Consider the following 6,482-nt stretch of genomic DNA (forward strand, 5'->3'; position numbering starts at 1 on the left):
GGAGGCGGCTCAGGGGCGGGCGGGGCGCCCCGGCCGTCGACGAGGACGGCGCCGGCCATGGCGAGCAGGGTCACCTGCTGACGGAGCTCGTCGATCTCCTCCTTCTGGTTCGCGGCCGTCTTCTTGAGCTTGCCGACGGTCTCCCGCAGTCGCTTCTCGGTCTCCGGGACCTGCTGGGTCTCGTTGCGGACACGTTCGTAGAACTCGTTCTTCAGGTCTGCGTGCCGCTTCATGAGGGCCATGCGGTGGACGTCGGCTTCGACGGCCAGGGCGGTGACGGTGAGGCTGCCGTTGGAGACGGTGGGCCGCCCGGCCAGGAGCCGGTCCATGGCCTCGCGGATGCGGATGCGCTCGTCCTGGTGCCGCTGGGTCATGTCAAAGCCTCGATGGTCTGGGCGGTGGTGTCGTGGGTGGCGGCCGTCTCACGGAGCCGGGCGGCGTTGGCCTGCAGTTTCCGGGCAATGGGTCCGGGTGCGTGTTGGGCGAACTGGTCGATCTCGTCGGCTCGCTGGCGCAGTTGGCGAGCGTGGGTGTCGGTGCGGACCGTGTTGCCGCAGCCGGGCTTGCAGGCGTACTGCCTCGGGGCGTTGGCGCCCGGATCGGGTTCGCAGAGTGCGTTGTCGTGCTTGAAGGCGCAGATCAGGAACGCGTCCGGGTTGTCGTAAAGGACGACTCCGTCCCGGGCCAGGAAGGCGGTGGCCTTCTTCGCGAAGGTCTTGGGGACCAGGCGGCCTTCGAATCGAGGCGCTTGTCCGGCGACGGTGACCGCGCGGCGGGCGGCTGGTCCGGAGATCTTCTCGCCGGCCGCGGTGCGGTCGCGTAGACGGGCGGCGGTGTCGGCGGCGGCCAGGGCGGTCTCGACGTCGAGGACGCTGTGCAGGCCGCGGCGGCTGCGTGAGGCGTAGCCGCTGGATGTGCGGGTGTCCAGGACGGTACGCATGTGGCCGTACTGGATGGCTAGGGCGATCAGTCCGCCGGGGCGGCGAGCAACGTGCCAGGCCAGCGTGCGGCGGAACCGGGACATGCCGATCGCGCCGTACGGGTCCTCGGGGATGGCCTGGTCGGGCAGCCCCTGATCCTCGGCCTCACGGTTTACCCAGGCGACGAAGGACTCGATCCGCCTGTTCAGAGAGGTGCGCCGGATCGATCCTTGGGTCTGCTTGCCGCCGGGGCGGTGAACGTCGTGGTGGGCGGCGCTGAGGAGAAGTTCGCCTTCAGGGACCATGCGTTCCAGGACGCGGATGGCGCGGACGACCGGCGTGATGGCAACCCAGGGGACGTCTCGTACCTCACCGGCGGAGGCGTGGTTGCCGTTGTCGTCGAGGACGTTCTTGAAGTGGTGGCTGCGGATCAGGTGTCGGCCCGTGGTGCCGTCGGTGGCCGGCTCGGGGTCGGGGCAGCAGCCCGAGCGCAAAGCCTGAACCTCTTGGGGGCGCATGCCGGTGAGGTAGACGATCACGATGGCGGCGGCGGTACCCAGATGCTGCATCAGCGTGGTGGCTTCACCGAAGGCGATGTGTTCGCGCCAGGGTCTGCCCTCGATCTCTCCGGTGACCGGAACATTCAGGGGGCAGGGAGCAGGGCGCTCAAGGACGAGGTCCTGGAGGTTGTGCAGTTTGACGAGTCGCTCGATCTGGGTGCGGGTGGCGCCGGTGTGCGCTGCGACGTAGTCACGGGCCAGGTAGAGCCTGCCCTTGGCGTGTGCGGCGGGTATCGGGGCACCCGTGTTGACCAGCGGGAGCAGGTAGTCCTTGAGGGCGGCCCGACTCGCCGAGGTGGCTGTGTTGTTCGCCGCCACGTCCACCAGGCGGCGCTGTTCGGCCCAGGCTGCCAGGATGTCTTCGGAGAAGTTGTCGACGAACCGCAGCGCCCAGATGAGCAGTGGGCCCAGGACCTGCGGGTCGAGGGGCTCGGTGGAGTTCTCTGCCCTGTCTGTCCCGTCGGCGGCGGGAAGGTAGTCGTCGATACCCTCGGTCTCCCACGGTGGGCAGCTGATGCCTGTGGGGCGGGCGCTGAGCTGGTCGTACACCCACAGGTCCGTGAAGTAGCCGAGGACCATCTCGGCATGGACACGACTGATGCCCTCATCTCGGCGCTCGCTCGCGTAGGTCCGCCATTGGTCCTGGGTGCAGTCCGCGAGGCGGGTGATGCCGCGTTGGTGTAGCCAGCGGGCCAGCCGGAACCATTCGCAGTACTTCTGCAGCATGGTCGTGGCCGCGCCCCGGCTCCGGGCTGTGAGTCCTTTGGTACGGAGGAAGGTGGGTCTCCGCTCGCCGTTGATCAAGGACCAGACCACGAGCTTCATCTCGTCCCGCAAGGGTGCCGGGCAGTTCTTCCAGTGGATCGAGATCAGGGTGGCGCCGGGATTGTCGATGAGTGGTGCCAGTGACCAGACGGGGTCGCGGTAGCGGGAGTTCGGATGGGTGTTGCCAGGGTTGATCCACTGGGGCAGCACCGCGGGGCTGTCCGGGGTGGGCATCGGCAGGATGTACGGGTCGTCGTCGTGGGCGAGAGCGCTGGTCACGGTGCGAGGTCTCCCTTCACCAGCAGCTGGACGAGGGCGTGGTCATCGCTGCCGGCTCGGGCCAGGGCCGCGTCCCAGGCCGCGGCGCCGACCTTGTCGCGTAGGTCTTCGAGCCGCAGTGAGTGGTCCTGCCACCGTTCGTTCCACACACCCTCGTCCAGCACGGAGCGCAGGCTGTCGAGTTGCTGGCGCAGGAGGGCGAGACGGGGGTGGTGTCCAGGGTGGACGTAGGCGTTCTTGCAGGCCAAGCAGAGCAAGAAGTCGGCTCCACAGCCGCCTTCCGGCGTGGGCCATGGGCTGGTCGTCTCATCCTCACAGTCCGCCGTCGCCGTCTGATCGTGCTCAGGATCCGGAGCGTCGGCGAGATGCCCGCCGAAGACCGCCACCTCAGCCTGTTCGAGAGCCTCCTCGGCGCCATCCGCGAAGACGCTGCGCGAGGCACGCTTCACGTGTTCGTCAGGCAGGACGTACACGCGCTCGTGGGTGCTCTGGGAGTGCTGCCGGGGGACGCCCTCCCGGGTCACCGTCGTGCGGCGCGTGCGCTGGAAAGGCGAGCCGCCGAGGCCGTGCGCCTGCGCCCAGCGCTGCGCGTCGCTATAGGCGATACCGAAGGACAAGGGGCCCACCGGCCGCGGACGCTCGGTGTCCTGGTGCCGATGGGCGGCCCGCCTCGGCGCGTAAAGGCGCGAGACCATCAACAGATCGGTGCCCGGTGCCAGGCGTGCGGCCAGCTCACGACCGTGTGCGGTGGCCTCCAACGCCTGCGTGATCAGCCGTCCCGGGGAGTCGGCACCAGAATCGGTGACGTCCTCGGTGGAGAACCAGCGCCCCCCGCCCGCACGACGCTTCTCCACCTTCACCTGGTACGTGGTCGCGGTCTTCTCCCCCACGGATGAGCCGGCAGTCGGGGTCGGCAGCCGGTCGTAGACCTTCAGATTCCAGGCGAACCGGTCGGTGAGGAGGACAGCCAGCGCCGTCAGCTCCTCCCGCGACAGGAACAGGCGACCCCAGGTCTGCTCAGGACCGGCCCCACCAAGGAGGTTGCGGTGATCCACGTGGGACTGGCCGCTCGGCAGAATGCTGCGCGGGACATCGCCTGTACGCGCGAGATGGTCCAGGACTGCACCGAGCCGCCAGTCCCGGCTGTTCTCCTCCAAGTCGCCCGCTCGCCATGCCCGCAGCAGGCGGGTGTTCTCACCGATCCGCAGCCACGCTGCTCTGAACTGTCGCTGCGCAGCCAGCACAACGCCCTTACGTTCGTCGCCTGCGTAGGACTGCTTGCTGGGCTTCGCGGCGGGGAACCGCCGCAGCAGTTCCTCCGTCACGGGCCCGTCGGCGAATCGCGGGTCCTGTTGCAACAGCAGGCGCACTGTGCTCAGCACGGCCTTGCCGGTGACAGTGCTGACGTGCCGGGCGCGCCAGCGCTTGAGCATAGCCACGGTCAAACCGTCGAGATCCTGCGGCGTACTTTCCAGCTCGGACAGGAAGGTGGCAAAGGCCATCACCCTGGACCAGCAGGTCTTGGCCGTCTCGTGGCTGGTCCACACCCTCGACTGAGCCGCGAACAACCGAGCCAGCGAGCGCTGCATGGGCTCAGGGACCGGCAACGCTGCGAAGTCGAACTCCTTGGTATATCCAGCCTTGTTGACGACCTTGACCACCAGCCCGTCCGGCTTCAGCGGCGGCTCGCTGCGGTGATCGGCGGGAGGCAGTTCGGCCCTCTTCCCACGCCGACTCATGACGTCTCCCCGAGGAGAACGTCGATGTCCTGGATGCCCGCCGACTCACGGGAAAGCCGCGCGAAGACATCGTCCAGGTTGCTGCGGTCCTCGTCCCGCTCCTCGCTGCTATCAGCGGCGGCGAGGATCGACTCCAGTTGCAGGTGAGCAACAGGCGCGAGGTAGTGCCGCTTCGTCGTCTCCACGTCCGCATGTCCCAGCAGCGTCTTCACCAGCCACCACGGGTCGCCGAAGAGCAGCGCGAAGTCCCGCCGGTCCTTCGGCGAGAGCCCGTAGCGGTTCTCCATCAGCTCGTTCAGCACCACCAGCATGTAGAGCGCGTACGAGTGCCGGGTGGAGTGCGGTGTCGCGTACGGGCTCTTGCCGCGTACCTCCGCCAGCCGAAATCGCCGGCCCATCTGCCGCTCCGCCGGTGTGAGCAGGACCTCTTCGCAGCGCAGGTTCGCGGCCCGGAAAACTCCGTTCCAGCGATCCGGAGCCATCGGCAGGCCCTGCTCGGACAGCCATAGCCAGGCGGGCTCCGGCCCTTCCGGCCCCTCCAAGAACAGCCACTGCCGCTCCCGCCACCCCAACCGGCCCAGCTCCCGGGCACCAGCGACGCCCTCCTGGTCCACCCACTCGACCATCGGTTTCGGCCCACGCGTCACCTTCGTGACCAGCCTCATCACCGGCAGACGTTCATACCGGCCCTCCGCCTGGGCCCGCTGCACCGCCCACGCCCGCTCCGACTCGACATATGCCTCGACCTGCCCAACCGCATCCACCGACGCGTAGAACGTCCGGCCCTTCTTCGCCCTGGTCACCGCCCCTGCAATGGCACCGTGGCAGTATCTGCCGCGCCGCAGCCGCTGCGTGGGCAACTCGAATGTCAGCATCGATCCGCCCTCCTGCCGTCGTAGCCCGGAGCTGAGCAGCAGCTGCACAAAAGCCGTGTTGCGCAACTCCGTTCGCGAGTCCCACCCCGGCATCGGCACCCCGGCCTTGCTGTGGCCGCGCAGTCCAATGTCCGACCACAGGGCCCAGGTGCGCGGCGTCAGCCACGACACCCGCGCACTGACCGAATCCGCCGCCCGGTCCTCACGTCGTGACACGTCCACCGGCAACGGGCGGACCTTCCCCCATGTGAACAGTTTCGTAAACGCCGCCGCCTCCCGGTTCCACTTCGTCCCGCTGATCCGCTCCGGGTTCGTCAGCGCCTCACACCGCCAGTTCCGGTAGTCGGCCAAGTCCTGCTCAGTGGCCCTCCGCCACGGCACCTGCCGCGAGGACAAAAACTCCAGCAGCAGTCGGATGTCCGTCGCGTAGTTCCGCTTCGTCTCCCGTTCCAGGTTCCGGAACTCCTTTGAGCGGACGAAGTCCAGCAGGTCCGCATCCACCACTCCGTCCGGCCTCACGAACACCGGATCGCCGGGGCGCAGCCCGATCCGGGCCACGGCCTGCGGCAGGTCCCGCACCCCCAGCACTCCCTCCTGAGGCAGGACGCCCCACCGCCCCGGATCCGGCACCCACACCACGAACCACGAGCCCATGTACGCCTCCCTTGACGCTTGAACTCATTGAATCATCAGGGAATCCCTGGACCTGCTGCTGACGTGGCTGCGCATCGGCTTCCCGCTGCTGCGGCAGACGGCCTGGCTGCTGACGGCCGCCACGATCGCCTTCAACGGCGCCGCCGCCTGGCCCGACCCGCTCGGCGTCGGCATGCACGCGGTCATCCCCGTGCTTTTTGTCGTCTCCGTTGAGGCGGCCCGGCACGCGGTGGGCCGCATCGCGGACATCACCGCCGACCGCCACATGGAAGGCGTCCGGCTCTCCCGCTGGCTGCTCGCCTTCCCCTCGACGTTCCGACTGTGGCGCCGCATGAAGCTGTGGGAGCTGCGCAGCTACGACGAGGTGATCCGGCTGGAACGGGACCGGCTCGTCTACCAGGCCAGGCTGCGTGCCCGCTACGGGCGCGGCTGGCGCCGCAAGGCCCCGGTCGAGGCGCTGATGCCGCTCAAACTGGCCAAGTACGGCGTCCCGCTGGCGGAGACGGGAGCCGAAGGGCTGGCCGCGGCGGGCATCACCGTACCCGGTACGGCCGTCGCACCGGTCGGCAACGGGGCGGCCGCCCTGCCGGCGAGGGCCGACGGCCCGCCGGCGGCAGAGCTCACGACGCCGCTCCCCGCCGCCAGGGCCACCGAGGGGACGGTCGCCCCGACCCCTGTCTGTTATACACA

4 protein-coding genes and 1 pseudogene are annotated in these 6,482 nt (G+C 68.9%); 1 reads left to right on the forward strand and 4 read right to left on the reverse strand.

The features are described from left to right. The 4 genes from FNX44_RS22110 to FNX44_RS22125 form a co-directional block, all read right to left on the reverse strand. On the reverse strand, nucleotides 1–374 hold a 374-nt coding region (locus FNX44_RS22110; protein ID WP_143650541.1), incomplete at its 3' end, for a hypothetical protein. Beyond that, nucleotides 371–2,524: an integrase gene (locus tag FNX44_RS22115; protein ID WP_143650542.1), complete on the reverse strand. Its 2,154-nt coding sequence runs from the start codon at nucleotides 2,522–2,524 to the stop codon at nucleotides 371–373. The genes FNX44_RS22110 and FNX44_RS22115, both read right to left, overlap by 4 nt. Beyond that, nucleotides 2,521–4,263, reverse strand: a complete 1,743-nt coding sequence (locus FNX44_RS22120) for a hypothetical protein (protein WP_143650543.1) — start codon at nucleotides 4,261–4,263, stop codon at nucleotides 2,521–2,523. The genes FNX44_RS22115 and FNX44_RS22120 overlap by 4 nt, the downstream gene beginning before the upstream one ends. Further along, entirely contained in the window at nucleotides 4,260–5,792 is a 1,533-nt protein-coding gene (locus FNX44_RS22125; RefSeq protein ID WP_143650544.1) for a site-specific integrase, read from the reverse strand. Before FNX44_RS22125 ends, FNX44_RS22120 begins: the two co-directional genes overlap by 4 nt. 43 nt (nucleotides 5,793–5,835) lie before the next feature. Here FNX44_RS22125 and FNX44_RS22130 point away from each other — a divergent pair. Then, nucleotides 5,836–6,482: pseudogene (locus FNX44_RS22130) on the forward strand (DUF2637 domain-containing protein); the annotation flags it as partial.

This window comes from Streptomyces alkaliterrae (assembly GCF_007097205.2).
GTDB lineage: Bacteria > Actinomycetota > Actinomycetes > Streptomycetales > Streptomycetaceae > Streptomyces > Streptomyces alkaliterrae.